At 72.4% G+C, this 25,389-nt stretch carries 27 protein-coding genes; 14 read left to right on the top strand and 13 right to left on the bottom strand.

Annotated elements, in window-relative coordinates:
* Nucleotides 1–11: 11 nt before the first annotated feature.
* The 3 genes from hutI to AB4Y76_RS01705 are packed head-to-tail and all read right to left on the bottom strand — an operon-like array spanning nucleotide 12 to nucleotide 3,615.
* Complete coding sequence (gene hutI, locus AB4Y76_RS01715; protein ID WP_441921759.1) at nucleotides 12–1,166, bottom strand: imidazolonepropionase; 1,155 nt, start codon at nucleotides 1,164–1,166, stop codon at nucleotides 12–14.
* Nucleotides 1,163–2,395, bottom strand: coding sequence for a formimidoylglutamate deiminase (locus tag AB4Y76_RS01710; RefSeq protein ID WP_441921758.1), 1,233 nt, complete (start codon nucleotides 2,393–2,395; stop codon nucleotides 1,163–1,165). Before AB4Y76_RS01710 ends, hutI begins: the two co-directional genes overlap by 4 nt.
* Nucleotides 2,392–3,615: an allantoate amidohydrolase gene (locus AB4Y76_RS01705; protein WP_441921757.1), complete on the bottom strand. Its 1,224-nt coding sequence runs from the start codon at nucleotides 3,613–3,615 to the stop codon at nucleotides 2,392–2,394. The genes AB4Y76_RS01710 and AB4Y76_RS01705 overlap by 4 nt, the downstream gene beginning before the upstream one ends.
* Before the next feature lie 10 nt (nucleotides 3,616–3,625).
* On the opposite strand from AB4Y76_RS01705, the gene AB4Y76_RS01700 reads away from it, so the two are divergent.
* Nucleotides 3,626–4,243 carry a nitroreductase family protein gene (locus AB4Y76_RS01700; RefSeq protein ID WP_441921756.1) on the top strand — a complete coding sequence of 206 codons (618 nt, stop codon included), beginning with the start codon at nucleotides 3,626–3,628 and terminating at the stop codon, nucleotides 4,241–4,243.
* A 168-nt stretch (nucleotides 4,244–4,411) separates the two neighbouring features.
* Nucleotides 4,412–5,077 carry a class F sortase gene (locus AB4Y76_RS01695; RefSeq protein WP_441921755.1) on the top strand — a complete coding sequence of 222 codons (666 nt, stop codon included), beginning with the start codon at nucleotides 4,412–4,414 and terminating at the stop codon, nucleotides 5,075–5,077.
* 10 nt (nucleotides 5,078–5,087) lie between these two features.
* On the opposite strand, the gene AB4Y76_RS01690 is transcribed toward AB4Y76_RS01695, so the two are convergent.
* Nucleotides 5,088–5,762, bottom strand: a complete 675-nt coding sequence (locus AB4Y76_RS01690) for a winged helix-turn-helix transcriptional regulator (RefSeq protein ID WP_441921754.1) — start codon at nucleotides 5,760–5,762, stop codon at nucleotides 5,088–5,090.
* A 150-nt stretch (nucleotides 5,763–5,912) separates the two neighbouring features.
* Here AB4Y76_RS01690 and AB4Y76_RS01685 point away from each other — a divergent pair, with 150 nt between their 5' ends.
* Both AB4Y76_RS01685 and AB4Y76_RS01680 read left to right on the top strand, forming a co-directional pair.
* Nucleotides 5,913–6,731 carry a class I SAM-dependent methyltransferase gene (locus tag AB4Y76_RS01685; protein WP_441921753.1) on the top strand — a complete coding sequence of 273 codons (819 nt, stop codon included), beginning with the start codon at nucleotides 5,913–5,915 and terminating at the stop codon, nucleotides 6,729–6,731.
* A 50-nt stretch (nucleotides 6,732–6,781) separates the two neighbouring features.
* Nucleotides 6,782–7,249: a J-domain-containing protein gene (locus AB4Y76_RS01680; RefSeq protein ID WP_441921752.1), complete on the top strand. Its 468-nt coding sequence runs from the start codon at nucleotides 6,782–6,784 to the stop codon at nucleotides 7,247–7,249.
* Here the strand turns inward: AB4Y76_RS01680 and AB4Y76_RS01675 are convergent.
* Nucleotides 7,217–7,795, bottom strand: a complete 579-nt coding sequence (locus AB4Y76_RS01675) for a hypothetical protein (protein ID WP_441921751.1) — start codon at nucleotides 7,793–7,795, stop codon at nucleotides 7,217–7,219. The two genes, AB4Y76_RS01680 and AB4Y76_RS01675, sit on opposite strands and share 33 nt — an antisense overlap.
* Before the next feature lie 134 nt (nucleotides 7,796–7,929).
* Here AB4Y76_RS01675 and AB4Y76_RS01670 point away from each other — a divergent pair, with 134 nt between their 5' ends.
* From AB4Y76_RS01670 to AB4Y76_RS01660, 3 genes are all read left to right on the top strand, one after another.
* Nucleotides 7,930–8,526: a hypothetical protein gene (locus AB4Y76_RS01670; protein WP_441921750.1), complete on the top strand. Its 597-nt coding sequence runs from the start codon at nucleotides 7,930–7,932 to the stop codon at nucleotides 8,524–8,526.
* Between the two features lie 106 nt (nucleotides 8,527–8,632).
* Nucleotides 8,633–9,670 carry a hypothetical protein gene (locus AB4Y76_RS01665; RefSeq protein WP_441921749.1) on the top strand — a complete coding sequence of 346 codons (1,038 nt, stop codon included), beginning with the start codon at nucleotides 8,633–8,635 and terminating at the stop codon, nucleotides 9,668–9,670.
* Nucleotides 9,671–9,672: 2 nt separating this feature from the next.
* Nucleotides 9,673–10,767, top strand: coding sequence for a hypothetical protein (locus AB4Y76_RS01660; protein WP_441921748.1), 1,095 nt, complete (start codon nucleotides 9,673–9,675; stop codon nucleotides 10,765–10,767).
* A gap of 6 nt (nucleotides 10,768–10,773) precedes the next feature.
* Here the strand turns inward: AB4Y76_RS01660 and AB4Y76_RS01655 are convergent, their stop codons facing one another.
* Nucleotides 10,774–11,775 carry a TIGR03617 family F420-dependent LLM class oxidoreductase gene (locus AB4Y76_RS01655; protein ID WP_441921747.1) on the bottom strand — a complete coding sequence of 334 codons (1,002 nt, stop codon included), beginning with the start codon at nucleotides 11,773–11,775 and terminating at the stop codon, nucleotides 10,774–10,776.
* Between the two features lie 92 nt (nucleotides 11,776–11,867).
* Here AB4Y76_RS01655 and AB4Y76_RS01650 point away from each other — a divergent pair, with 92 nt between their 5' ends.
* Nucleotides 11,868–12,164, top strand: coding sequence for a hypothetical protein (locus AB4Y76_RS01650; protein ID WP_441921746.1), 297 nt, complete (start codon nucleotides 11,868–11,870; stop codon nucleotides 12,162–12,164).
* Between the two features lie 101 nt (nucleotides 12,165–12,265).
* On the opposite strand, the gene AB4Y76_RS01645 is transcribed toward AB4Y76_RS01650, so the two are convergent.
* From AB4Y76_RS01645 to AB4Y76_RS01625, 5 genes are all read right to left on the bottom strand, one after another.
* Entirely contained in the window at nucleotides 12,266–13,357 is a 1,092-nt protein-coding gene (locus AB4Y76_RS01645; protein ID WP_441921745.1) for a PDR/VanB family oxidoreductase, read from the bottom strand.
* The gene (locus AB4Y76_RS01640) at nucleotides 13,347–14,261 is read right to left on the bottom strand and encodes a metal-dependent hydrolase (protein WP_441921744.1); all 915 of its coding nucleotides are present in this window, start codon (nucleotides 14,259–14,261) and stop codon (nucleotides 13,347–13,349) included. Before AB4Y76_RS01640 ends, AB4Y76_RS01645 begins: the two co-directional genes overlap by 11 nt.
* Nucleotides 14,258–15,184 carry an alpha/beta fold hydrolase gene (locus AB4Y76_RS01635; protein WP_441921743.1) on the bottom strand — a complete coding sequence of 309 codons (927 nt, stop codon included), beginning with the start codon at nucleotides 15,182–15,184 and terminating at the stop codon, nucleotides 14,258–14,260. The genes AB4Y76_RS01640 and AB4Y76_RS01635 overlap by 4 nt, the downstream gene beginning before the upstream one ends.
* A 109-nt stretch (nucleotides 15,185–15,293) precedes the next feature.
* The gene (locus tag AB4Y76_RS01630) at nucleotides 15,294–15,596 is read right to left on the bottom strand and encodes a hypothetical protein (protein ID WP_441921742.1); all 303 of its coding nucleotides are present in this window, start codon (nucleotides 15,594–15,596) and stop codon (nucleotides 15,294–15,296) included.
* A 99-nt stretch (nucleotides 15,597–15,695) separates the two neighbouring features.
* Nucleotides 15,696–17,294, bottom strand: coding sequence for a helicase HerA-like domain-containing protein (locus AB4Y76_RS01625; protein WP_441921741.1), 1,599 nt, complete (start codon nucleotides 17,292–17,294; stop codon nucleotides 15,696–15,698).
* A gap of 68 nt (nucleotides 17,295–17,362) precedes the next feature.
* Between AB4Y76_RS01625 and AB4Y76_RS01620 the strand changes: the two genes are divergently transcribed.
* The 3 genes from AB4Y76_RS01620 (at nucleotide 17,363) to AB4Y76_RS01610 (ending at nucleotide 18,982) form a co-directional block, all read left to right on the top strand.
* A complete protein-coding gene (locus AB4Y76_RS01620; RefSeq protein WP_441921740.1) occupies nucleotides 17,363–17,659 on the top strand; it encodes a type II toxin-antitoxin system VapB family antitoxin in 297 nt (98 codons plus the stop codon).
* Nucleotides 17,656–18,174, top strand: a complete 519-nt coding sequence (locus AB4Y76_RS01615) for a LytR C-terminal domain-containing protein (protein ID WP_441921739.1) — start codon at nucleotides 17,656–17,658, stop codon at nucleotides 18,172–18,174. Before AB4Y76_RS01620 ends, AB4Y76_RS01615 begins: the two co-directional genes overlap by 4 nt.
* A 61-nt stretch (nucleotides 18,175–18,235) precedes the next feature.
* Nucleotides 18,236–18,982, top strand: a complete 747-nt coding sequence (locus AB4Y76_RS01610) for a hypothetical protein (RefSeq protein WP_441921738.1) — start codon at nucleotides 18,236–18,238, stop codon at nucleotides 18,980–18,982.
* Nucleotides 18,983–19,223: 241 nt separating this feature from the next.
* On the opposite strand, the gene AB4Y76_RS01605 is transcribed toward AB4Y76_RS01610, so the two are convergent.
* Entirely contained in the window at nucleotides 19,224–20,720 is a 1,497-nt protein-coding gene (locus AB4Y76_RS01605; protein WP_441921737.1) for a potassium/proton antiporter, read from the bottom strand.
* Nucleotides 20,721–20,827: 107 nt separating this feature from the next.
* Here AB4Y76_RS01605 and AB4Y76_RS01600 point away from each other — a divergent pair, with 107 nt between their 5' ends.
* The 3 genes from AB4Y76_RS01600 to AB4Y76_RS01590 all read left to right on the top strand — a co-directional run bounded on the left by AB4Y76_RS01600 (nucleotide 20,828) and on the right by AB4Y76_RS01590 (nucleotide 24,480).
* A complete protein-coding gene (locus AB4Y76_RS01600) occupies nucleotides 20,828–22,279 on the top strand; it encodes an FAD-binding protein (protein WP_441921736.1) in 1,452 nt (483 codons plus the stop codon).
* A gap of 141 nt (nucleotides 22,280–22,420) precedes the next feature.
* Nucleotides 22,421–23,626: a pyridoxal phosphate-dependent aminotransferase gene (locus AB4Y76_RS01595; RefSeq protein ID WP_441921735.1), complete on the top strand. Its 1,206-nt coding sequence runs from the start codon at nucleotides 22,421–22,423 to the stop codon at nucleotides 23,624–23,626.
* A complete protein-coding gene (locus AB4Y76_RS01590; RefSeq protein WP_441921734.1) occupies nucleotides 23,623–24,480 on the top strand; it encodes an MOSC domain-containing protein in 858 nt (285 codons plus the stop codon). Before AB4Y76_RS01595 ends, AB4Y76_RS01590 begins: the two co-directional genes overlap by 4 nt.
* Here AB4Y76_RS01590 and AB4Y76_RS01585 read toward each other — a convergent pair.
* On the bottom strand, nucleotides 24,477–25,388 hold the full coding sequence (locus AB4Y76_RS01585; protein ID WP_441921733.1) for a polysaccharide deacetylase family protein: 912 nt from the start codon (nucleotides 25,386–25,388) through the stop codon (nucleotides 24,477–24,479). The two genes, AB4Y76_RS01590 and AB4Y76_RS01585, sit on opposite strands and share 4 nt — an antisense overlap.
* Nucleotide 25,389: the final 1 nt, after the last annotated feature.

The raw sequence follows: 25,389 nt of genomic DNA, 5'->3' as shown, positions 1-25,389 counted from the left end.
GTCGCTGGCTTCTAGGCACTCAGCGTCTCGCAGACCAGCGGCACTCCCGGGCGATAGGCCAGGTGCACGTACGACGGCGCGTCCAGCACCGCCAGGTCCGCGCGCGCCCCGACGGCCAGCCGGCCGACGTCGTCGCGGTCCAGCGCGGCCGCGCCCCCGGCGGTCGCCGACCACAGCGCCTCCGCCGGGGTCATCCCCATGTCGCGGACCGCGACCGCGATGCAGAACGGCATCGACGAGGTGTAGCTGGAACCGGGGTTGCAGTCGGTCGCGAGGGCGACGGTGACGCCGGCGTCGAGCAGCCGGCGCGCGTCCGGGTACGGCGACCGGGTGCTGAACTCCGCCCCCGGCAGCAGGCTGGCGATCGTCCCCGAGTCGGCCAGCGCGGCCACGTCGGCGTCGTCGAGGTGGGTGCAGTGGTCGACCGCGACCAGCCCGAGCTCGCAGGCGAGCTGGACGCCCGGGCCGGGGCCGAGCTGGTTGGCGTGCAGCCGGGGGCGCAGGCCGGCCGCCGTCCCGGCCGCCAGCACGGCCCGCGACTGGTCGGCGTCGAAGGCGCCGCGCTCGCAGAACGCGTCCACCCACTTCGCGTGCGGCGCGGCGGCCGCGAGCATCGGGCCGGTGACCAGGTCGACGTAGCCGGCCGGGTCGTCGGCGTACTCGGCCGGCACGACGTGCGCGCCGAGGAAAGTGGTCTCGCTGGTGAACCCCTGGGCGATGGCGAGGCTGCGCGCCTCGTCGCGGACCGAGAGCCCGTAGCCGCTCTTGATCTCCACCGTCGTCGTGCCCTGGGCGCGCATCTCGGCGACGAGCCGGGCGACGTGCGCGACGAGCGCCTCGTCGGTGGCGCCGCGGGTCGCGGCGACCGTGGTGGCGATCCCGCCCGCGCTGTAGGCCTTCCCCTCCATCCGGGCGGCGAACTCGGCGGCGCGGTCGCCGCCGAAGACCAGGTGGGCGTGCGAGTCGACGAACCCGGGGACGACCGCGCGGCCGCCGAGGTCGCGGGCCACGTCGGCCGCCGGCGCCTCGGTCCGCGGGCCCACCCAGGCGACCTTCCCGACCTCGATCACCACGGCCGCGTCGGCGACCAGGCCGAGCGGCCCGTCGCCGCGGGCCGGGTCGTTGGTGACCAGCTCCGCGATCCCCTGGAGCAGCTGCGACGTCATGCGTCCCTCCTCACGTCCGCCGCGGTGGCGGCGAAGACCAGCGTCTCCGGCGTCGCGCCGGTCCCGCGCGTGCGCCAGCTGCCGAGGTCGACGGTGACCAGATCGGCCCGCTGGCCGACCGCGATCGTCCCGGCGTCGGCGAAGCCGAGCGAGGCGTGCCCGTCCCGGGTCGCGGCGGCGAGCAGCTCGGCGGCGCTCCAGTGCCCACGCTCCTGGGTGGCCAGCCGCTCGTGCATCTCCACGGCGCGCATCTCCTCGAACAGGTCGATGACGGCGTGGCTGTCCGACCCGAGGGTCAGCGGCGAGCCCGCGGCGTGCAGGGTGCGCGAGGGCCCGATGCCGTCGGCGAGGTCCCGCTCGGTGGTCGGGCAGAAGCAGGAGTAGGTGCCCGAGTCGCCGAGCAGCCGGATGTCGGTGGCGGTCAGGTGGGTGGCGTGCACGACGCTGGTCATCGGGCCGAGGACGTCCTCTTCGGCGAGCAGCTGCGTGGGGGTCAGCCCGTACGCCGCCAGGCAGGCCTCGTTCTCGGCGACCTGCTCGGACAGGTGCACGTGCAGGGGACGCCCGGCCGCGGCCCGCGCGACGACGCCGAGCTGGTCGCGCGGGACCGCCCGGACCGAGTGGATCGCCGCGCCGACCCGGTCGTCGGCCAGGGCCGCGACGCGTTCGGCCCAGCGGTGCGCGTCGCCGTCGCTGAACCGGCGCTGGACGCCCTGGGCCTCGATGCCGATCCCGGCGGTCAGGTAGCAGGTGTCGAGGAGCCGGATCCGGATCCCGGCGTCGTCGGCCGCCGCCAGCAGGGCCTTGCCCATCTCGTTCGGGTCGTCGTACGGGGTGCCGTCGGGCTGGTGGTGCAGGTAGTGGAACTCACCGACCGCGCCGATCCCGGTCGCGACCATCTCGGCGTACACGTCGCGGGCGAGCTCGAAGTAGGAGTCCGGGGTGAGCTCGGCGGCGAGCTTGTACATCTGCTCGCGCCAGGTCCAGAAGGTCCCGCGCTCGGTCTGGGTGTGGCCGCGCAGCCCGCGGTGGAAGGCGTGCGAGTGGCAGTTGGCGAACGCCGGCAGGGTCAGACCCGCCAGCACCGCTGGGTGGGGAGGGCGTCCTGCGCTCGTCTCGAAACCCACCTCGGTGATCACGCCGCCGGCCACCTCGACCACGACCTCGTCGAGCACCTCGTCGCCGACGAGCGCGTGCTGCAGGACGTGCCGGCCGTCGGCGAGCGTCATCGGGCGAGCTCCTCGAGCGCATCGGCGAGCGCCTCGACGCCGGCCAGGCAGTCGGTCGTCTCCGCGTGCTCGCCCGGGGAGTGCGAGACCCCGGTCGGGTTGCGGACGAACAGCATCGCGGTCGGTACGCCGGCCGCCGCGAGCACGCCCGCGTCGTGCCCGGCCTGGGTCGCGATCACCGGGCGTGCGGGTCCGTCGCCGGGCCCGGCACCAGCCTGGGCGAGCCGCCGGGTGAGCGCGTCGTCGAAGACCACCGCCGGCGAGACCGACTCGGCCGTGACGGCGAGCGCGGTGCCGTCGCGCTCGGCCCGGTCGGCTCCCTGCTTCGCGATCGCCTCGACCAGCGCGGCCAGGGCGGCGTCGCTCTCGCAGCGCGCGTCCAGCCAGGCGGTGACCCGCGAGGGCACGGCGTTCGTCGAGTTCGGGCCGACCTCGAGCCGGCCGAAAGTGGCCCGCTGGCCGGCCAGCCGGGCCTGCTTGTTGGCGGCCAGCGCCGTCATCGCGTAGGTCAGCATCGGGTCGTGCCGGTCCTCCATCCGGGTGGTGCCGGCGTGGTTGGCCTCCCCGGTGAAGTCGAAGCGGTAGCGGCCGTGCGGCCAGATCGCGGAGCCGAGGCCGACCGCGGTGCCGCGGTCGACGAGGTCGCGGCCCTGCTCGACGTGGAGCTCGACGAAGGTGCCGACCCGGCGCAGCCATTCGGCGGGCCCGATCTCGGGCTCCAGGCCGGCGGTGGCCATCGCGTCCAGCAGGGCGACGCCGTCGCGGTCGCGGAGCTCGCGGGCGGCCGCCGGCGTGGTGGCGCCGATCGCGAGCCGGGACCCCAGGCAGGCGAGGCCGAACCGGGAGCCCTCCTCCTCGGAGAAGGCGGCCACGCCGAGCGGCCGGGACGGCACGAACCCGCGGTCCCGGAGGACGTCGACGGCCGCGAGCGCGGAGACCACGCCGAGCGGGCCGTCGTACGCGCCGCCGTCGAGGACGGAGTCGAGGTGCGAACCGGTGAGGACGGCGTCGCCGGTCGCGCCGGACGGCTCCCACCAGGCGACGGTGTTGCCGTTGCCGTCGTGCTCCAGCCGCAGCCGGCGCGCCTCGGCCTGCGCGCAGAACCAGGCGTGGCACTCGCGCTCGGCGGAGGCGAACGGCTGCCGGAAGTAACCGCCGCTGGCCGAGGAGCGGCCGACCCCCGCGAGGTCGGTCCACATCCGTTCGAAGTCGTCAGGCATCCTGAACCTCATGCTGTTCCAGGACGTCGTCGACCGCCGCAGGATGATCCGCAACTACGACGAGCGTCCGGTGGACCCGGCCGTGGTGGACCGGGCGTTGCGCAACGCGACCCACGCGCCGAGCGCGGGCTTCAGCCAGGGCTGGGGTTTCCTGGTGCTCGACACCCCTGCCGACGTCCGGCGCTGGTGGTCGGTGACCACCGACCCGGCCGCGCTGGCCGACCCGGACCGGTGGCTGACCGGGATGATGCGCGCGCCGGTCGTGATCGTGCCCTGCTCGAGCAAGGCCGCCTACCTGAAGCGGTACGCGGAGGACGACAAGGGCTGGACCGACGAGGCCGAGTCGCGCTGGCCGGTGCCGTTCTGGCACATGGACGCCGCGATGGCCTCGCTGCTGATCCTGCAGACGTGCGTCGACGAGGGCCTCGGGTCGTGCTTCTTCGGGATCCCGCCCGAGCGCCTCGACGCGGTCCGCGCCGAGTTCGCGATCGACCCGGCCTTCGACCCGGTCGGCGTGATCACGCTGGGCCACCGCGTCCCGGACAGCGGCAACGCCGGCTCGCCCGCGCGCCGGGTCCGCAAGCCGTTCGACGAAGTGGTGCACCGCGGCGGCTGGTCGGCTCCCTGACGCATCGGCTGGCACGGGACCAGTCCACCGTCCCGCGGTACGCCGGTCAACGCGCGGCGCGCCCGGCGTGTCTCAGATGCGAGACCGGCGGGGCGGTCCGTCGTACGGGGTTCGGTCCGACCGACCTGGGTCCGCCGCCTACCCTGGTGCCATGCCCGGGGGTATCCGATGAGCGCGACCGCGCGCCGACGTTCGCTGGTCGTCGGCGTCATCGTCGCGCTCGTCGTCGTCGCCGTCTGGCGGCTGTGGCCCGACCCCGAGGCCCCGCAGGCCGCACCGCCGGCGCCGCAGACCGTCGTACCGGGCAGCGTGCTGAAGTCGGCCGTCTGCCACCGGCCGGCCACGCACGCCTTCGTCCCGACCCGGATCTCGGTCCCCGGAGTGACGAGGAACGCGACCGTCGAGGGCCTGCCCCGCGACGCCAACGACGTGCCGTCGGCGCTCCCGGTCTCCGCCTGGAACGCGAAGATCTCCTTCGCCTGGGACGAACCCACGATCAAGCCCGGCGAAGCCAAGGGCAACGTCCTCATCAACGCGCACACCTGGCCGGACGGGACCGCGCTCGGCAACCACCTGCTCGACCGGCTCCAGGTCGGGCACCGCATCATCGTGCGCGGCAAGGGCGGCGCCGAGCTCTGCTACAAGGTCACCAAGCGGATCGTGATCCGGGCCGCGGACGGCTCCGCGGAGTACTACGCGAAGGACGGCCCGCCGCAGATCGCCCTCATCGTCTGCTCCCCGCCGCGACTGGGTCCCGGCAACTGGCAGAACCGCACGATCTGGTTCGCCTCCCCGGTCGGCAGCCCGCAGGCGCGCGCGGTCCAGGCCGGCTGACCAGCGGCCTTCAGGGACGCGGCACCGCCGACAGCAGCGACTGCCCGATCCACACCGGCAGCTGCCGGCGGACCTCGGTGGGCGCGCTCACCTCCACCTCCCCGGCCCGGATCGCCCGGTCCCAGGTGATGTCGCCCCGCCAGATCCCGGTGAAGGTGCGCAAGCTGGTCGCGACCGTCGCCGCGACGCCGTAACCGGGGTCGAAGTCGCACACGTCGACCTCGTCGCCGTTCACGCACAGCCACCAGGCCGACGCCTTGACCGGCACGTCCTCGAAAGTGAACGCCACCACCGTCCGCGAGCGCGGCCAGTCGCCGACCGGCACGGTACGGCGTACGTCCCACATCAGCAGGTGCGGGTCGAGGTCCTCGTCGCCGATCTGCGGGATCCACCGGACCCCCCAGGCGCCGAGCGCGTCGACGATCGGCCGGAGCTCCTCGCCGCTCGACGTCAGCGTGTAGCTGCTGCGCCCGCCCGGGTCCTCCGACCGCTCGACGATCCCCGCCCGCTCCAGCGCCCGGAGCCGTTTCGACAGCAGCGCCGGTGACATCTTCGGCACGCCCCGGCGGAGCTCGTTGAAGCGGGTGCTGCCCAGCAGCATCTCCCGGACGATCAGCAGGGTCCAGCGCTCGTCGAGCACCTCCATCGCCTTGGCGACGGGACAGAACTGGCCGTACGAGGGCATCGGCCACCACCTCCCCCCAGCAGTACACCGCCGCGGCGCCGCGTTGACCAGTACAGATCCTGAACCGGTCCCGCTACAGATCTGTGACTGGAGGGCTCCCCGCCGCCGGACGCAGGGTGGAGGCACGAACCCAGGAGGAGGGATCCAGAGATGAACCAGACACTCACCGCGGATGCGGAGCTCAAGCAGAAGCACCGCACCATGTGGGCGTGGGGGGACTACCCCAGGCTGACGGTGGACGTGATCAGCCCCCTCGGCCCGACGCTCGTCGAGGCCGCCGGAGTCGCCGCCGGTCAACGCGTCCTCGACGTGGCGGCCGGCTCCGGCAACGCGTCGATCCCGGCGGCCCGGACCGGGGCCGAGGTCGTCGCCAGCGACCTCACCCCCGAGCTGCTCGCCGCGGGCGAGGCGCACGCCCGGGAAGCCGGCGTCACCCTCGGCTGGCAGGTCGCCGACGCCGAGAACCTGCCGTACGACGACGCCGCGTTCGACACCGTGCTCTCCTGCGTCGGCGTGATGTTCGCGCCGCACCACCAGGAGGCCGCCGACGAGCTCGCCCGGGTCACCCGGCCCGGCGGCACGATCGGGCTGCTCAGCTGGACGCCGTCCGGCTTCATCGGGCAGATGTTCGCGACCATGAAGCCCTACGCCCCGCCGCCGCCCCCGGGCGCGCAGCCGCCGCCGCTGTGGGGCGACCGGTCCCACGTGGAGGGACTGTTCGGCGACCGGGTGACCGAGGTGCGGACCGACGCCCCCCGGCTGGTGGTCGACGCGTTCGAGACCCCGGAAGCCTTCCGGGACTACTTCAAGGCCTGCTACGGCCCGACGATCGCGGTCTACAAGAACATCGCCGCGGACCCCGACCGGGTCGCCTCGCTCGACGACGAGCTCGCCGACCTGGCCCGGGACCACTGGAACGGCGGCCGGATGGAGTGGGAGTACCTGCTCTTCACGGCCCGGCGCGCCTGACCCGCGACGCGATCACCTGGGGGCGGCTACCGTCGTACCCAGGTGATCGCATGACCGAAGACCCCCAGAACAGGCCCCCGAACAGGCCCCAGAGCAGGCCCCGGGACGGGCGCCCCGAGACCCCCGCCGCGGCCCGGATCCGGCACCAGGCCCGCTGGGTCGACCTGCAGATCGAGCGGGCGATGGCGCGCGGCGAGTTCGACGACCTGCCCGGTGCCGGGAAGCCGCTGCCGGACCTCGGCTCCTCGGACCCGGACTGGTGGGTCAAGAAGCTGCTCGAGCGCGAGCAGATCACCGGCGTCCTCCCCGAAGCGCTGCAGCTCCGCAAGGACGACGCGGCCCTCGACGCCGCGCTCGACCGGCTGGCCCGCGAGCAGGACGTCCGCGACGAGCTGGAGTCCTTCAACCGTCGCGTCGTCAACGCCCGCCGCCAGCTCCAGGGCGGCCCTCCGGTGATCACGCCGCTGCGCGACGTCGACGCCGAGCTAGCTGCCTGGCGGTCCCGCCGGCCCCGGTAGCTCCGGCCCCGCCTGACGGAACCAGGCGGTCGAGGACGGCATGGCCAGGAGGAGCAGGACGCTCGCCGCGCACGCGAACACCGCGATGCCGGGGAGCGAGAAGGACAGCACCGCGAGCACCATCACGAGCAGCGACATCCCGCCCAGCGCGTAGCGGGCCCAGCCGGACCGCTGCCAGGTCTTCCAGGCGAACCAGCAGACCAGTCCGGTCGCGGCCAGCGAGACGACCGTGCTGACGACGAACCAGACCGCCATCTCGGCCATGTCCGAACCCCCGAACGAAGCGAACAGCAGGGTGCCGACGAAGAGCGCGGCGAGCAGGCCGAACCCGGTCATGAGGACGCTCAGCCCGGCACACACCCAGGTCACGATCACTGCGGCCTGCACCGTCCCCGGCGGACGCGACCGGGTCACGACCGGCCACGGTGCAGGCGGGCCCCAGGAAGGAGTGCCGTAAGGGGTGCCGTACGGGCTGCCGTACGGGTTGCCGTACGTCGGCGGCGGACCGGGCATCGGCGGGCCGGGCGGTGTCGTCGGTTCGTGCACCGGGCAATTGGAGCAGAGCGGACGACCCCTCGCTCAGTTTCGCGCCAACGGGCTATGGCCCTCCGTCCGCGACGGAACTAGCGTCAGAAGGTCCGGCCGCCTCGCCGGGAGGTGGCCACCGATCGGAGGCACCCATGTTCATCCAAGTCATGCAGGCCCCGTGCACCCGCCAGGACGAGCTGCGTGCGCTCGCCGAGTCCTGGCGCACCGAGGTCGGCGCCGGGGACGGCTATCTCGGCGGCACCTTCGGGTTCACCGACGACGACATGTTCCTCGGGATCGTCCGGTTCAACTCCCGCGAGGACGCGATGGCGAACTCGCAACGGCCCGAGCAGGACGCCTGGGCCTCGAAGATGCGTTCACTCATGGACGGCGACATCGAGTTCCACGACTGCGAAGAGGTCACCGAGTTCCTCGACGGCGGGTCCGACCAGGCAGGCTTCGTCCAGGTCATCCGCGGGCACATCGACGACCGCTCCCTGGTGGACGCGCTGATGTCCGACCAGGACGCCCTGCGCCAGATGCGGCCCGACATCATCGGCGGCACGATGGCGATCGAGCCGGACGGCACCTTCACCGAGACGATCGCCTTCCGCGACGAGGCCAGCGCCCGGGCAGGCGAGTCCGACCCCGCCGCCGCACCCCCGCCGGAGATCGCCGAGGCCCTCGGCAAGCTCACCGAGGGCGCGACCTTCTACGACCTGCACAAGCCCTGGTTCGAGTCCGCCTGATCCGCGCTGTGGCGGGTGCGGACCGGCGCTCGCGACCGGGCCCAGAGACGGGAGGTCCTTCGGGGAACACGCCCGCGCCAGCCGTCGGCGTCACTACACTCCGGCCATGATTCGGCAGCGAACGGTCGAGCGGACCGTGCTGGCGACGGGCGCACTGGTGCTCATCGGACTGCTGACCTGCTACCTCCGTACCAGCGCCGTCCCCGTGCTGTGGCCACACGATCGCACGCCGCCGGAGGGCACGAACCTGATCGCGGTCGACCTTCCCCAGAAGAGCGGCGGTGCGTGGGTCTGGGTCACTCCGGACCGATCGGTCCTGCCGTTGGCTGCCGGTCGAGCCAGCTTCCGCTTCATCGTCTCCTCGACGAACCCCGGCGGCGTGCAGTTCATCCTGGGTGGACCGATGACGAAGGGCCTGCACTGCTTCGGCGACGCGGCGGAGGTCACGACGGCGCGCTACTCCGACCTCTCCGCCACGGCGGTCGAGCTGGTCAACCAGTTCTTCCGAGCCGTCCCGATCACCGGGGTGTTCATCGACAACGAGAGCGAGTGGTCGACCACTCCCCACGAGTCGCAGCGCGACACCAGGAGGGGTTCGTACACGGTCGTGACCTTGCACGACTTCCAGCCCGAGGATCGGAAGGTGACCTGGTCGCCGGGCGAGAAGCGCGGCACGACCCGTGCCCGGTGGGCCGACTTCCACTGCACGATCGAGGCACGCAACCTCTGGCAGCGCCGCGCCGGCATCGACTCGTTCACCATGCCGGCGGTCGTGGCCCGCGCACACTTCGAACGCACGCCGTCGTACCTGGGCCTGTCCCGTGACGTCGACTTCGTGCGCAACGACAGGATCGAGCTCACGGGGACCAACGGCACCGCGGACTACGCCACCCCGGGGCGCATTCGCGTCACGGACGCCTCCTCGACTTCTGCGGAGGCGCAACCGGTGCTGATCGGCGTCAATCCGTCCGAGTCGGCCTTCGCGCGAAGCAACAAGGAAGCGAAGCGCGAGCGTGCCGTGTTCCTGGGCGGGCTCGCGGCAGCCACGATCGCCAGCTTGGTGGTCGCGCTGCTGAAACTCGCCGGCGACGTGCTGGCCGAGCGCCTGAGCTCGCGACGCACCGAACCCGACGGGAGTTCCTGACGATGTGGATCAAGGGCGCGATCAGGCTCGCGGGCGCGGCGGTGATCGGCGTGGGCTGCGTCGTTCTCCTGGTGCAGCCGGGGGTCTCGTCGATGTCGTCGGAGCTGCGCCCCGGGCCTCCGGAGTCAAGCTTCGTCACCGCCGCGGTGGAGGATCGCTTCGATCTCGCCGACTTCCAGGTCAGCACCCGCGCCGTCGACCCCGAGGGCGACGGACCGGTCCGGGTCTTCTTCGACGTCAGCTACGGCGACCGGGTGAGCGCCGACGCCCCGTCCTCCCCCTCCGCTGATTCCGGCGCATCGTCCGGGACCTCCGGCGCACAGGGCTTCAGCATCGTGCTGAGCGGTCGGATCTCCCGGGCTCTCCTCGGCTGCGACGACCCGAGCGTCGAGGTCGCGCCGGTCCGCTTCGCGGCCCTCACCCGGACCGAGAAGCGCGCCGTGGTCGGGTACCTGTCCGGCCAGGGGAACCCGGCGGACCAGAGGGACCAGACGCCAGGAGCCCAGGTGTCGGACCTGCCGTGGGACGTCGCGTTCGGCCTCGGTTACACCCGGTTGTCGACGGCCACCGTCTACACCGACGACAGCCCCGGCGAGATCACGAAGGACGACGAGGAAGTCCTGTTCAAGGACCACTTCCACTACTTCACCTGCTCCTTCGACAAGGACGCCTTCTGGAGCGAGGACGGTCTCGAGCACCTCTTCGAATTTCCGGGCGCGGCCGGAGCGTCCACCGCCCGTCGTTCCCGGTCCTCGGCGATCAAGGTCCGCACCCGGGTCGAGGCACCCACGAGCCCCGTCAACACGTTGTACGCCGTCCAAGGTCCGAACGGCCAGAACGACCAGCTGGTGACCAGCTTCGTCAGCAGCAAGACGTCCTGGGAGGCCGACGGGACCCCGACGACCAGCGTGTCCGGCATGGCGGCCCGCTTTCGCCTACCCCAGGAGCAGCAGAAGCACGAGCTCTACGTGTTCATCGCCGGCATCGGGGCGAGCATCATCGCCACCCTGGTACTCGGGTCGTTGAAGATGTTCGGTGCTCACGGTTCGGCGCGACTCTTCGCGAGCCGTCCTGCCGAGCCTGGCGACGGTCCGTAGGAGCGCTCAGCCGACGAGGTCCAGCGCCAGCCGGTCGTCGGCGTCGTACGGCATCGACGGGACGCAGCGGTCGGCCAGCCCGGCGAACCGCTCGCGCAGGCCGGCTCGCGCCGTCGGCAGGTCGCCGACCACGGCGAAGGTCGTGAGCACCTCGTCGTCGACGAGGTCGCCGAGCTCGTCCCAGCGCTTCTCCCCGGTGAGCCGGTGCGCCTCGTCGTGCAGGTCGCTCCAGCCGTGGTGCTCCAGCACGGGTCGGTAGGCGGGGGTGCTGGCGTAGAAGCCGATCTGCTTCCGCACCCCGGCGACCGCGGCGTCCAGCCCGGCCTGGTCCCGGCCGGTGGCGACGAGGCAGAGCGCCGAGACGGTGAACGGCTCGTCCCGGCCGCCGTCCGCCCGGCCCGCGGCGACGGCCGGCAGCACCGCCTGCTCCAGGTAGCCGCGGGAGAGCAGCGGGTGGCAGATCACGCCGTCGGCGACCCGGCCGGCGGCGTGCAGCATCCGCGGGCCGACCGCGGCCAGCCAGACCGGCGGCGGCCCGGCGTCGACCGGGTCCGGGGAGAACATCGGGGTCATCAGGGTGTGCTCGTAGAAGTCGCCCCGGAAGTCCAGCGGCGTCCCGTCCTGCCAGGACGCCCAGATCGCCCGCAGCGCGGCGACGTACTCGGCCATCCGCTCGGCGGGCCGGGACCACGGCATCGCGTAGCGCCGGGTGACGTGCGGCTTGATCTGCGAGCCGAGGCCGAGGGCGAGGCGGCCCCCGGTGAGCCGGTGCACGTCCCAGGCCGAGTACGCCGTCGACATCGGCGTCCGGGCCAGGGCGACGGCGACGGAGGTGCCGACGGTGATCCGCTCGGTCGCCGTACCGGCCAGCGCCAGGGCGACGTACGGGTCGTGGGTCGCCTCGGCGACGAAGAGGCCGCCGACGCCGCGGGCCTCGGCCTCGACGGCGATCGCGGCCACCCGCGCCGGGTCGCCGTGGAAGGCGAGGTCGAGCGTGGGTGTCGTCACGGGCAGGAGCGTACGGCGCGCGGCTGGGCCGACACCGGGAACCCGCGTGCACGAAAGGCGTAACCCGGACATTCCCGGCTCGTTGAAGGGGCATGGTCATCTCCGTCGTCGCCCTCACCGTCCTGGCCTTCGGTTGCGCGCTCTACCTGGTGGAGAACGTCGACAGCACCCGGAGCCGCTCGCACCGCCGCCCGGTGATCGACCTGACCACCGCGATGGACCCCGAGGCCCGTGCCTGGCAGGGCGCGGCGCTCAACGCCCGCGGCGACACCCGGCTCCTGCAGTACGCGATCGTCGCCGCCCTGGACAGCGACGAGCACCCGCGCCGCGAGGCCATCCTGCGCAGCGCGCTCCGCGAGACCCGCGCCCCCGTGGACGTGGCCCTCTGACCCCGCAGCTCCCTCCTCCGGCGACCCGGTAGTCGCAGCGAGGAGCACGGTTCCGTCCCCCCGCGCCGTGCTTCTCGCTGTGACTACCGGGTCCGCTGCTCTCAGAGGTCGAGGGTGACCCGGTCGGTCGCCCGGGAGACGCAGAGCGCGAACGCGTGCTCGCGCTCGGCGTCGGACAGGCACCGGTCGTGGTGCTGGACGTCGCCGCCGAGCAGCGCCACCGGGCAGGTGCCGCAGTAGCCCTGCTGGCAGGAGTAGGCGACGTCCGGCAGGACCTCCCGGACCGCCGCGAGGGCGCTCTGGTCCGACGCGACCGGTACGACGTGCCCGCTGCGGGCCAGGACGACGGTGAACGGCTCGCCGCCGACGACGGGCGGCGGGGAGAAGCGCTCGTAGTGCAGGGTCGCGATGTGCTCGGCCGGGCCGTACCGGACGGGGATGGCTGCGCGGATCGCGTCGATCATCGGCGGCGGGCCGCAGCAGTAGAGCGCGGCGCCGTCCGGGGCGTGGGCCAGCACCTCCTTGCCGTCCGGGACGCCGAACTCGTCGTCGGGCCGCAGGTGCACCCGGTCCGGGTGCTCGGCGGCCAGCGCCTCCAGCTCGTCGAGGAACGGCATCGAGGCCCGGGTCCGGCCGGTGAGGACGAACTGCCAGTCCGCGCCGCGGGCGATCGCATCGCGCAGCATCGGCCGGATCGGGGTGATCCCGATGCCGCCGGCGACGAACAGGTAGCGGTCGACGCTGATGAAGGGGAACGCGTTCCGCGGACCCCGTACGACGAGCCGCGCGCCCGGCTCCAGCCGGTGCACCTCCAGCGACCCGCCGCCCCCGTCGGGGATCGCCCGTACGGCGATCGTCCAGGCCGGGTCGTCGGCGGCACCGGTCAGCGAGTACTGCCGGACCCGGCCCGACGGCAGGGTCAGGTCGAGGTGCGCGCCCGGGTGCCAGGACGGCAGCGCGCTCCCGTCGGCGGCGACCAGCCGCAGGCTGACCACGCCGTCGCCCACCGGGTCGACCCGGTCGAGGACCACGTCGATCTCGCGCCGGACCGGCACGATCTCCGGGCGGAACTGGCCCGACAGGCCGGAGACCTTCTCGTAGAGGGTGACCAGCACTCCGAGCGCCCGCATCGAGCGCGAGGGCGGGTTCTCCCGGAAGGACTCCCGGACCCCGCCGGTGCTCTCAGCTGGCAAGGCCGTGGTCCCGGGCGAGCTGGTCGGCGGCGAGCGCGGCGGGCGACTGGGCCAGGTAGGCGACGGCCTGCTGGGTCGAGCCCTCGCCGCCCGGGTGGTAGTCGCGACGGAAGTAGCGCAGGGACCAGCGCAGCACGTCCAGGTAGCCGGGCGTGACGTCCATCCGCTTCGTGCGGACCAGGTCTCGCCAGCGGGCCTTCACCCCCGGCGGGGTCGCCGGGTCCGCCTTCATCAGCGCGCGGACGCCGCGGACGAAGAGCCAGGTCAGGACCAGCGAGGAGATCGCGTAGGTCCGGATCCGCCGGGAGTACCGGCCGTCGACGTGTACGTAGACGTCGTAGGCGACCGCCCGGTGCTCGACCTCCTCGGCGCCGTGCCAGCGCAGCAGGTCGATCATCCGCGGGTCGGCGTCGACCTTGTCGAGGCCCTTCGCGTTGAGCACCCAGTTGCCGAGGAACGCGGTGACGTGCTCGATCGCGGCCACCAGCGCGAGCCGCTCGATGAGCCACTCCTCATGCTTCTTGCCGGTGAGCTTCCGGTCGCCCAGCATCCGCTGGAACATGTACTCGATGTCGCGCACGTAGCCGCGGGTGTCGATCCCCTGGGCGGTGAAGTAGTCCTGGACCTGCTGGTGGGCGTGCGCGTGCATGCCCTCCTGGCCGATGAACCCGATGACGTCCTCGCGCAGCTCGTCGTCCTGGATCAGCGGGAGCGCCTCGCCGAAGATCTTCACGAACCAGCGCTCGCCCTCGGGCAGCAGGATGTGCAGCACGTTGAGCAGGTGCGAGGCGAACGGCTCGCGAGGGATGAACGCCGGCGTCAGGCCGGTCCAGTCGAACCGGACCTCGCGGGCGTTCAGGGCGACCTTGTCGGGGACCTCCTGGCGGTCCTTCCGGCCGCTCATCGGCGGGCCCGCTTCCCCCGGCCGGCCGGGACCGCGGGGGCGGGCTGGTGCGCGGCGACGTACTCGCGGACGTGCATCGCGACCAGGTCGGGGCGCGCGGTGACGACCCAGTGGCTGCCCGGGATCTCGGTGACGGTGAGGGCCTCGACGAACGGGACCGGAGCCTCGGCCGAGACCCGCGGCGTCGCGAACGGGTCGTCGACCGGGACCAGCACCAGGGTCGGGACCAGGGTCGGCTCCGGGTGCGGGCGCAGCAGCCGGCCGAACACGTTGGCGCGGTAGAGGTTGATCCCGTTGGTCCGGTCGGCGATGCCGCGGTCGACCGGCTCGGCGGTCTTCGCGTCGGCGCGGCCGAGCATCTCGACCCGGGTGATGCCGCGCGCGACGAAGTCCGTGGCGACGATCCGCTCCGGCAGCCGCGGGATCTGGAAGGCCGCCATGTAGTAGGACTTCAGCAGCTGGCGGACCGAGGCACCCACGTGGCCGCGGTCGCGGAGCCACACCCCGGCGTAGTCCATCGACGGGCCGGAGATCGAGGTGAAGCTGGCGATCCGGTCCGTGAAGGCCGGGTCGGTGACCGGGCCCCAGGACTGGATCGATCCCCAGTCGTGGGCCAGCAGGTGCACCGGGGTGTCCGGGCTGACGTCGTCGATCACCGCGCGGAAGTCCTCGGCGAGCCGCTCCATCCTGTACGCCGCCCGCCCGGCCGGCTGGTCGGAGGTGCCGGCCCCGCGGACGTCGTACGCGATGACGCGGTGGGTGTCGCCGAGCTCGGCGGCGATGCCGTCCCAGACGGCGTGGTTGTCCGGGTAGCCGTGCACGGCGACGACGACGGGGCCGTCGGGGTTGCCGGCCTCGAAGACCGAGAGGCGGGTCCCGTCGGCGGAACGGACGGAGGCGCGCTTGACAAAGGTGGGTGCCATGTCAAAACCGTCGCCGGTCATTGAACGAATGTCAATAGGCGGTCCGCCTTGCAGGCGTGGGAATTCTCCCCGTCCGGGCACTGCCCGCACGGTCGTCCACGCAGGGACGTCAGTCCCAGTTCAGCGCGTCATCCACCCCGACGCGGTCCCAGAACTCGATCACCGGCTGCTCGGTCACACCGGCGGCCGCCATCACCTCGGGGACCTCCGGAGTGCTCTCGAAGAACTTCTGGAACGTCTCCCGGTCCGGCCACTCGTCGAGGACGAGGATCTCGCTGCCGTTGGTGAAGAACCGGTGCTTGGTCGCCCCCATCTCGACCGCTTTCGCGACGACGCTCTTGAAGACGGCCGGGTCGACCTTCTCCAGACCTGTCGCGTCACCCGAGACCCGTAGTGCCATCAGCACGCTCATCGTGCCTCCTTCCGGCGCGCGGAGCTTCCGCGCACCTTCCAGTCGACACCCGGCGCCGGATCGGCACCATGGCCCGGACGGGCCCTCGGCGCGGCTCGGTCAGCGCCGGCCGGTGCCGAACATCCCGCGGACGACCTCGCGGGCCGCGGTGCGCATCACCTGGCGGAAGGTCGTCGAATTCACGACCTCCTCCACGACGCCCTTCTCCTTCTTCGGCGCGGCCTTCTTCGCCGCCGCCTTCTTCGCCGGGGCCTTCTCCGCCGGAGCCGGCGCCTGCCCAGCCGCCTCGGCCTCGGCCTTCGCCGCCCCGGCCTCCAGCCGGGTCGCGAGGATCTCCCGGGCCGACTCGCGGTCCACCGCCGTCGCGTACTTCGGCCCGAGCGCGGAGGACTGCACGGCCTGGGTCATCGCGGCCGGGTCGGCAGCGCCCATCAGCGACTCCGGCGCCCGCAGCCGGGTCCAGGCCACCGGGGTCGGCGCGCCCTTCTCGTTCATCACCGTCACGACCGCCTCGCCGATGCCGAGCGAGGTGAGCACCGCGCCGAGGTCGGCGTACCCGCTGGTGGGGTAGGTGTTCACGGTCGCCTTCAGCGCCTTGGCGTCGTTCGGGGTGTGCGCCCGGAGCTGGTGCTGGACCCGCGAGCCGAGCTGGGCGAGCACGTCGTCGGGCACGTCGGTCGGCGACTGGGTGACGAAGAAGACGCCCACGCCCTTGGAACGGATCAGCCGGACCGTCTGGGCGATCGCGTCCAGGAACGCCTTCGAGGCGTCCTTGAAGAGCAGGTGCGCCTCGTCGAAGAAGAACACCAGCTTGGGCTTGTCCACGTCGCCGACCTCGGGCAGGTCGTGGAACAGGTCGGCGAGCAGCCACATCAGGAACGTCGAGAAGATCGCCGGCCGGTCCTGCAGCTGCGGCAGCTCGACCAGGTTGATCAGGCCCTTGCCGGACGGCGTCGTGCGGAGCAGGTCCGCGGTCTCGAACTCCGGCTCGCCGAAGAACGCGTCCGCGCCCTGGTCGGAGAAGGCGATCAGCTCGCGCAGGATCACACCGGCGGTGGCCGCGGAGAGGCCGCCGAGGTCCTTCAGCTCGGCCTTGCCCTCGTCGGAGACCAGGTGCTTGATCACCTCGCGCAGGTCGGCCAGGTCCAGCAACGGCAGGCCGGCCCGGTCGGCGTAGTGGAAGATCAGACCGAGCGAGGACTCCTGGGTGTCGTTGAGCCCGAGCACCTTGCTGAGCAGCACCGGCCCGAACGCCGACATCGTCACCCGCAGCGGGATCCCGGTGCCCTGGCCGCCGAGCGCGAAATACTCGACCGGGAACGCGGTCGGCTTCCACTCCTGGCCGACCGACGCGGCCCGGGCGGTGATCTTCTCGCCGCCCTCGCCGAACGTGGACAGGCCGGAGAGGTCGCCCTTGATGTCGGCCGCGAAGACCGGCACCCCGGCGGTGCTGAGCTGCTCGGCGAGCAGCTGCAGGGTCTTCGTCTTGCCGGTACCGGTGGCGCCGGCGACCAGCCCGTGCCGGTTCAGCATCCCCAGCGGGATCCGGACCCTCACGTCGGCCAGGTGCTCGGCGTCGAGCATCAGCCCGCCCAGCTCGAGCGCGGGGCCCTCGAACGCGTACCCGGCCGCGACGGCGGCGCTGATCGGGTCAGCAGGGACAGGAGTGTCAGGTCCGGGAGCAGGAGCGTCCGCCATGGCAGGACTGTAGCCGGGCGCGCGCCGCGGGTGGTTTTCCGAGATCCCGCGGTCTCTATGATGTCCCGGTGATCTTCAAGCGCGTCGGCGAGGGCCGGCCCTACCCGGACCACGACCTGGGTCCGCGGGACTGGGCCGCGCTGCCCCCGCGACCGGTCCGGCTGGACGAGCTGGTCACCACCAAGGACACGCTCCAGCTGTCCACGCTGCTCGACGAGGACTCGACCTTCTTCGGCGACCTCTTCGCCCACGTCGTGCAGTGGCAGGGCGACCTCTACCTCGAGGACGGGCTGCACCGGGCCCTCCGCGCAGCGCTCCAGCAGCGGCACGTGCTGCACGCCCGGGTGCACGAGGTGGGCGAGTGACGGGACGTCGACTGACCACGGCCCTCACCATGGTCGGCCTGGTCGCCATCGTCTGCCTGATGGCCGTCTGGGGCATCCACGCCGCCACCGCGCCGATCAAGGACTCCGGCAGCAGCAGCTCCTCGAACGAACCGACCTGCGCGCCCGAGGACCAGACGGTCCAGGAGTTCGTGCGCCGCGGCCAGGTGACCGTGAGCGTCTACAACACCGGCAAGCGGGCGGGCAGGGCGGGCAAGACCCTGGACCTGCTGGAGAACGCCGGCTTCGAGGCGGGCGCGATCGGCAACGCCGACGCCGATGACAACGTCCCCCGCGCCGAGGTCCGCACCACCAAGCAGAACGACAAGGCCGCCCAGCTGGTCGCGCTCGCCCTCGGCAAGAACACCCGGGTCGTCGTCGTGACCGACGACTACGGCCCGGGCGTCGACGTGTTCATCGGCGACCGCTTCGGCGGGCTCGACCCGAAGGCCCCGCGCCGGGTGGCGCTGACCGAGCCCAGGACCACCTGCAAATAACCCGTTGTGCCCCGGGCTCGAGCCGCCCGCTGCGCTCCGCGAACTGGATACGTTGACGCGCATGCGCGTGGGCATCTACATCGACGGGTTCAACCTCTACTACGGCGGCCGTGGGCTCGCCGGCGGACGGGGCGTCGCGGGCTGGCGTTGGCTCGATGTGCGGACCCTGGCCCTGAACGCGCTGTCGGCACGATCCGGGTGGGCGCCGACGACGTCGGCGAGAGTCGTCTACTGCACCGCCCGGATCAAGGCCGACGCGAGCCACCCGGATGCGCCAGGTCCCCGCGAGCAGGACATCTACCTCCGGGCTCTCCGGGCTGCCGGCGCGGTCGATCAGATCGAGATGGGCACCTACGTCAGCCGGGTTGCGACGCTGCCTCTTGCGGTCAGGAACCGCCGCGACAAGCCCGTCCTCTGCCGCCCGGCTTGGCCGATGATGGTCAAGGACGCGACCTGCCAGAACGACATCCCCGACGCGACGTTCATGGCCTCGGTCGCCCGACGTGAGGAGAAGGGCAGCGATGTCAACGTGGCCTCGCACCTCCTCATCGACGTCCTCGACGGAAGCGTCGACGCCGCAGTGGTCATCAGCAACGACAGTGATCTCGAGTTCCCGGTCAAGCAGGCGCGCGAGCGAGTCTCCGTCGGCACGATCAATCCCACGAAGGGCTACACCGCAGGCGCGCTCAACGGGGCGCCGACCGACGGGGTCGGGGGTCACTGGTGGTACCAGCTGACGGCCGATGACCTCTTCGCGGCCCAACTGCCGGCATCCGTGGGGAGGCTGCAGAAGCCCTCGCCCTGGTGACAGCCTGAGGCGTCACCGCGACCGTGAGGCAGCCCTTGCTCGTCTGCGCGACTCACAGCCGCTCCGCAGTGCCCGCTTGTGCCTATACTTCGGTGCATACAGCCCGTCTCCTTCGTGGGACGGGTTTAACTCTTCCCCCGCGGCCCGAGATGCCGAGCCGACGTTCGACGAGATCGGCGCCACCACGTCGCCCAACCGCCGCCGTGGCGGGGGTCTTCGGGACAGGCGCTGCGCGCCTTCCTCAACCTCCGGGGTCGGTGAGCCACTGGGCGAGCCGGCCGGAAAGCGAGACCGCCCGCAACCGTGCCTCCGTCCGCTCGCGCGAGCGCCGGGTGGTGACCACGAGCAGCTCGTCGCCGCGCCGGAGCACGGTCCGGTCCTGCGGGACCAGGGTGGCCCCGTCGCGGACGACCAGCGAGACCGAGGATCCCCTCGGCAGCCGCAGCTCGCCGACCTCGACGCCGTGCATCCGCGACTTCGGCGAGATGGTGACGATGAGCAGGTCGGCCGCGATCCGCTCCAGCGGTGCCGCCTCGACGTCGAGCTCGCGGGGCTCGCTGCGCCGGGCGACCTTGAGCATGCGGGCGACCCTCGGCAGGGTCGGCGCGGTGATCAGGGTGTAGAGGACCACCATCACGAAGACGACGTCGAACAGGTCGTTCGCGTCGGTCACGCCTTCGGCCAGCGGGATGGTGGCGAGCACGATCGGGACCGCGCCCCGCAGCCCGGCCCAGCTGACGAAGGCGAGCTCGCGCAGCGGCATCGGTTGCACCAGCGAGGACACCAGCACCGAGACCGGGCGGGCGACGAAGGTGAGGACCAGCCCCGCGGCGATCGCCAGGCCGACGTGGCCCCAGGTGATCCGGCTCGGCGAGGCGAGCAGCCCGAGCATGACGAAGAGTCCGATCTGGGCCAGCCAGGCCATCCCCTCGGAGAACGACCGCGTGGCCGCCCGGTGCGGCAGGTCGGAGTTCCCGAGGACCAGCGCGGCGACGTACACGGCGGCGAAGCCGGAGCCGTGGATCGTCGCGGCCAGCGCGTAGGCGAGCACGCTCATCGAGAGCACCGCGAGCGGGTAGAGGCCCGAGGACGGCAGCGCGGCCCGGCGCATCAGCCAGGCACCGCCGAAGCCGATCGCGAGGCCGATCACGGCGCCGACGACGAGCTCGAGCAGCACCTCGCCGACGAAGCCGGCGAAGCTGTGGTGGCCGCCCATGCTGACCACCGTGACCAGCACGACCGTGGGGGCGTCGTTGAGGCCGGACTCGGCTTCGAGGACCGAGCTCAGCCTGCGCGGGAGCGGCACCCGGCGCAGGACGGAGAACACCGCGGCGGCGTCGGTCGGCGAGGTGAGCGCGCCGAGGAGGACGGAGAGCTGCCAGCTCATCCCGAAGAGGGTGTGCGCCGCGACCGCGACGATGCCGACGCTGACCGCGACCCCGATCGTGGCCAGGGAGAGGCCCATCGGGAGCACCGGCCGCATCTCCGACCAGTGGGTGGTGAGCCCGCCCTCGGCCAGGATGATCACCAGGGCCGCGAAGCCGAGGGCGTTGGCCACCTCGGCGTCGGAGAAGTCGATCCCGATCCCGGCCTCGCCGAGCGCGACGCCGATGAGCAGGTAGAGCAGCAGGCTGGGCATCCCGACCCGGACCGACGCCCGGACCGCCAGGATCGCGAGGAGCAGCACGCCGCAGCCCGCCAGGAGTCCCTGGTTGAGCGTCTCGACGTCGAGTGTCACGGACGGCACCTCGGCGGTGGGGGCTACGGGCGGTCAGCCTATCTGCACTGGTCCCTGAGCCCACCGAAGGGTAGAACTTGTTCTAGTTTCCGCCTAGGCTGTGCCCCATGACCACTGCGCTGCCCGAGCTCGTCCCTGCCTCCACGCTGCCCGCGGACGTCGAGGAGACCGACGTCGTCGTGATCGGCTTCGGCATCGCCGGCGGTTGCGCCGCCCTCGAGGCGGCCCGGGCCGGCGCGAAGGTCGTCCTGCTCGAGCGCGCGGCGACGTACGGCGGCACCAGCGCGATGTCCGGCGGCCACTTCTACCTCGGCGGCGGCACCGCCGTGCAGCAGGCGACCGGCCACGAGGACTCGGCCGACGAGATGTACAAGTTCCTGATCGCCGTCAGCGAGGACCCGGAACCGGAGAAGATCCGCGCGTTCTGCGACGACAGCGTCGAGCACTTCGACTGGATCGAGGCGCTCGGCTTCCAGTTCGAGCGCTCCTACTTCCCCGGCAAGGCCGTCATCCAGCCCCACACCGAGGGCCTGATGTTCACCGGCAACGAGAAGGTCCACCCCTACCGCGACCTCGCCGTCCCCGCGCCGCGCGGCCACAAGGTCCCGGTCCCCGGCGACACCGGCGGCACCCAGATGGTGATGGACCTGCTCGCCGAGCGCTGCACAGAAGCAGGCGTCGAGGTGCGTTACGAGACCGGCGCCACCAACCTCGTCACCGACGAGTCCGGCACGGTCGTCGGCGTCGCCTGGAAGAAGTTCTCCGAGACCGGCTTGCTCAAGGCGAAGTCCGTCATCGTCGCCGCCGGCGGCTTCGTGATGAACCCCGACATGGTCGCCGAGAACACCCCGGCGCTCGGCGAGAAGCTCTTCGTCCTCGGCAACACCTACGACGACGGCCTCGGCATCCGGCTCGGAAAGTCGGTCGGCGCCGAGCTCAAGTTCATGGACGAGCCGTTCATCACCGCGCCGTTCTACCCCCCGTCGATCCTGGTCACCGGCATCGTCGTGAACAAGGACGGCAAGCGCTTCGTCGCCGAGGACAGCTACCACTCGCGGACGTCGTACCACGTGATGCACCAGCCGGAGCAGAAGGCGTACCTGATCGTCGACTCGGCCCACATCGAGCACCCGTCGATGCCGCTGTGCCCGTTCATCGACGGCTGGGAGACCGTGGAGGAGATGGAGCAGTCGCTCGGCATCCCGGCCGGCAACCTCGCCGAGACGCTCGACTCGTACAACAAGCACGCCCACGACAAGCAGGACCCGGAGTTCCACAAGCACCCGGACTGGGTCGAGGCGCAGGACGAGGGCCCGTGGGGCGCCTACGACCTGACCCTGGGCAAGGCGCTGTACGCCGGCTTCACCCTCGGCGGGATGCGCTGCACCCTGGACGGCGAGGTCCAGCGCGAGGACGGCCAGGTCGTCCCCGGCCTGTACGCCGCCGGCGCCTGTGCCGCGAACATCGCCCAGACCGGCGCCAGCTACGCCTCCGGCACCCAGCTCGCCGAGGGTTCCTACTTCGGTCGCCGGGCGGGTCGGCACGCCGCTTCCCGCTGACGGTTTCCCAAGGGAAGAGGGGATTCCGACCGAACAGCCCGAAGCATCAGGTCGGAAGCGACAGGAACGGGCTGGAAGCCCGCCTGGACCGACGGGGGCCTTCGTGCGTACGGCGGCGACCCGGTCGCCTACCGTGAGCCTGTGACCGTCTCCCCCCAGCGCCTGCACGTGGCCAGTCGCGCGAACGTCCCGCCTTTCCACGTGATGGACCTGCTCGCGGCGGCGCAGGCCCGGCAGGCGAGCCACGGGGACCTGGTGAACTTCGTGGCCGGCCAGCCGTCGACGGGGGCGCCGCGCGCCGTGCGCGCGGAGGCGAAGCGGCTGCTCGACGAGGACCTGCTCGGCTACAGCGTCGCCACCGGCATCCCGGAGCTCCGCCGCGCCGTCGCCGACCACCACCGGCGTACGTCGGGCATCGACGTGACCGCCGACGACGTGGTGATCACGACCGGCTCCTCGGGCGGGTTCCTGCTCGCCTTCCTGGCCGCCTTCGAGCCCGGCGACCGCGTCGTGATGGCCCGGCCCGGCTACCCCTGCTACCGCAACGTGCTCACCGCGCTCGGCTGCGAGGTCATCGAGATCGACTGCGGTGCCGAGACCCGGTTCCAGCCGACGGTCGAGCAGCTGGAGGCGGTCCCCGGGAAGGTCGCCGGCCTGGTGATCGCCTCGCCCGCGAACCCGACCGGCACGATGATCCCGGCCGCCGAGCTCGCCGCGCTGGCGGCCTGGTGCGAGCGGAGCGGCGTACGGCTGATCTCCGACGAGATCTACCACGGCATCACGTATTCACCGGAGGTTGAGGGGGTGGCGCAGCAACCGTCTCGAAACCAGACGGCCTCGGCCTGGCAGACCTCGCGCACCGGGGTGATCTTCGGGTCGTTCTCCAAGTACTTCTCGATGACCGGCTGGCGGCTCGGCTGGATGGTGGTCCCGGAGGACCTGCGCCGCCCGGTCGACGTACTCACCGGCAACTTCACGATCTGCCCGCCGGTGCTCTCCCAGTACGCCGCCCTGGCCGCGTTCACGCCCGAGTCGTACGCCGAGCTCGACGGCCACGTCACCCGGTACGCCGGCAACCGGGCGCTCCTGCTGGAGGGCCTGCCCCGCCTCGGGATCGACCGGCTGGCGCCCGCCGACGGAGCGTTCTACGTCTACGCCGACGTCCGCCACCTCACCGACGACAGCTACGCCTGGTGCCACGACACCCTGGCCGGGACCGGGGTCGCGATGGCGCCGGGGATCGACTTCGACACCGCCGCCGGGCAGCACTTCGTCCGGATGTCCTTCGCCGGCAGCGAGCAGGAGATCCTGCGCGGCCTCGACCGGCTCGAGTCCTGGGTCCGATGACGGTCACCCTCACCGGGATCGGGATCCACCCGGTCAAGAGCACCGCGATCCGGCCGGTCCCGTCGGCCACCGTGCTGCCGTGGGGGCTGGACGGCGACCGCCGCTGGATGGTCATCGACTCCGACGGCGTCCTGGTCAGCGCCCGCGAGCTGCGCACCCTGTTCCGGGTGGTCGCGGACACCGCGGCGACCGACCCGGCGCTGGCGGCGCCGCTGCGGCTGCGGGCGCCGGGGCTGGCCGACCTGGAGCTGGCCGAGCCGGAGTCGGACCTCGTCCCGGTCCGGCTGCACGGCAACGACCTGCTCGCCCGGCCGGCGGCTGCGGAGGCGGGGGCCTGGTTCGACGCCGCCACCGGCGCCGCGGGGCTCCGCCTGGTCTGGTGCGACGACCCGTCCCGACGGGTGCTCAACCCGGCGCACAGCAGGGCGGGCGACCACACCGGGTTCGCGGACGGCTACCCGGTCACGCTGGCTTCGCTGAGCTCGCTGTCCCGGCTCAACGACTGGATCGCCGAAGCGGCCCTGGAGCGCGGCGAGGAGCCGCCCACGCCGCTTCCGGTCGAGCGCTTCCGGGCGAACGTGGTGATCGACGGCGTCGCGCCGTTCGACGAGGACTCCTGGGAGACCGTCACGATCGGCGAGGTGCGGTTCCGCAAGGCGAAGATGGTCGACCGCTGCGTGATGACCACGATCGCCCCGGCGGACCTGGCCTCGGGCAAGGAGCCGATCCGAACCCTGGCCCGGCACCGCCTGATCGACCACAAGACCTGGTTCGCGGTGCACCTGATCCCGGAGATCGACCCTGGCGGCAGCGGCCGGATCGCGGTCGGCGACCGGGTCGTGGCGGGCGGTTAGCGCAGGGCGAAGAAGGGGTCGAACGCAGCGACGCGGACCTTCGAACGCGGCGACGGGGCCGTCGGGGCCGACGGGGCCGAACGTCCCGCGCCCTGGGCTCCGGCGGGTGCGAACAGCGCGCCCGGACCAGGTGCGCCGGACCCTAGGCTCGGGATGATCGAGCGCGCCGAGGGCAGGTGGATGCGGGCGTCGTCGTCGAGGTCGGCGAAGCAGAAGCCACGCTGCCGGGCCTTGCGGATGACGATCGGCACGGCTCCGACGGAGTTCGGCGAGTTGTTGATGCCGTCGTGCTGGAGGACGACGTTGCGCTGGTGCGGACGGAGCTGACGCAGGATCCGGTCGGCGATCTGGCCCGAGGTGCCGCCGGTCCAGTCGCGGGAGTCCACGGTCCAGAGCACCGGCGTCAGGTGCACCTGCGCGATGTCGCGGCGGACACGGGCGTCGATCGCGCCGTACGGCGGCCGCATCAGGCGGCTGTGCGGGATCCGGGCGCGCCGGAAGGCCATCCCGGTGTCGACGAGCTGCTTGTGGACCGCCCCGTCGCTCAGTGACGGCAGCTGCGGGTGCGACCAGGTGTGGTTGCCGACTACGAAGCCCTCGCGGGCGACCAGGCGGCCGGCGGCGGGGGCGCTGTCGACGCGGCTGCCGACCATGAAGAAGGTGGCGGGCACCCGCCGGTCCTTGAGGATCTGCACCAATCGCGGCGTCTGGGTCTTCGACGGGCCGTCGTCGAAGGTGAGCGCGATGTACCCGGCCGAGCACGGGGCGGCCGCGACGGCGGCGGGCGCGACGGCGGGCACGGCATCCGGGGTGGCCTGGGCCGGTCCGGGCAGGAGGGAGGAGGAGACGACGAGGCCGCCGAGCAGTGCCACTGCCCGGCGGAGCCGAGCCCGACCTGCCAATTTCATC

This window comes from Marmoricola sp. RAF53, from assembly GCF_052114005.1.
In the GTDB taxonomy this organism is placed as follows: domain Bacteria; phylum Actinomycetota; class Actinomycetes; order Propionibacteriales; family Nocardioidaceae; genus Marmoricola.
This window is presented reverse-complemented; position numbering and strand designations above follow the sequence as displayed.